This window comes from Stenotrophomonas sp. GW821-FHT01H02A (genome assembly GCF_059422145.1).
In genome coordinates, this window is record NZ_JBWKWI010000027.1 from 1 (window position 1) to 1224 (window position 1224).

The window sequence follows — 1224 nt, forward strand, 5'->3', positions numbered from 1 at the left end:
GGGTTCTACCCCGTTTTCACGGACACTTACAAGAAGGCCGATTCAGGCCATGAGGAGTGTTCATGACAAAGCGTAGGAAGTTCAGTGCCGAGTTCAAGCGCGGCGCGGTTGAGCAGGCGAGTCAGCCCGGCGTCACCTGCGCCCAGGTGGCCCGGGAGCTGGGAATTCGCGACAGCCTGCTGACCCGTTGGAAGCGCGAGGCACAGAGCGCGGGAGCTATCGCCTTCGGGGGCACCGGGACACCTCGGGATGAGGAGTTGGCACGCCTCAAGCGTGAGCTGGCGCGGGTGAAGAAGGAACGGGATTTTTTGCGAGAAGCGGCGACGTTCTTTGCAAAGGGATCATCCTGAGGTATCAGGTGATCGAACGTTGCCGCGATGAGTTTCCGATCCGGCTGATGTGCCGGTGCCTGAAGGTATCGGCCAGCGGCTACTACGAGTGGAGTAAGCGCCCTGCGAGCGCCCGGCAGGTCGACAATGAGCGCCTGCTCGTACGGATACGCGAACTGCACGAAGACAGCCGCGGTACGTTGGGGGCTGGTCGCATGCGCGAAGACCTGGCTGAGGAGGGCGAACGTGCCAGCTTGAATCGGGTCGCGCGCCTGATGGCGGTCGATGGCCTGCAGGGCTGGCCCCGGCGGAAGCGTCGCGGGCAGCGTGCAGGTCCTGCCGTGACGCCGCCCGGCGTGAGTAACCTGCTTGAGCGCGATTTTCTCGCGCTGGAGCCGGAAACCAAGTGGGTCACGGACATCACCGAGATCAAGACCCAGCAGGGCAAGCTGTATCTGTGCATCGTGCTGGATCTGTACGACCAGCGCATTGTGGGCTGGTCAATGCACGCTCGGCAGGACCGTCAGATGGTGATCCAGGCTGTGCAGATGGCGGTCTGGCAGCGGCAAGGAAGCGATGAGGTGATCCTGCATTCGGATCGTGGCAGTCAGTTCCGCAGCGGTGACTACCAGGGGTATCTCGCGGCTAACGGACTGATCTGCTCAATGAGCGCTGTAGGGCATTGCGGCGACAACGCGGCCTGCGAAGGCTTTTTTGGACTACTCAAGCGTGAGCGTATCTATCGAACGAGCTACCCCACACTGGATGCAGCAAGGGCGGATGTGTTTGACTACATCGAGCGACGCCACAACCCAAGGATGCGACGAAGGGTCGCCAGGCAGGATCAGAAGGTTGCAGCTCTTTTAGAACCGTCCGTGATATCGGGGTAGAACCC

General features: G+C 61.6%; 1 protein-coding gene. It reads left to right on the forward strand.

The window, feature by feature from the left end; all coding sequences use genetic code 11:
• The first annotated feature begins 62 nt into the window (after positions 1-62).
• A protein-coding gene (locus AC07WC_RS17745) for an IS3 family transposase (protein WP_495211170.1) occupies positions 63-1219 on the forward strand; the annotation gives its coding sequence in 2 pieces (ribosomal slippage) (positions 63-303 and positions 303-1219; 1158 coding nt in all).
• Positions 1220-1224 lie beyond the last annotated feature (5 nt).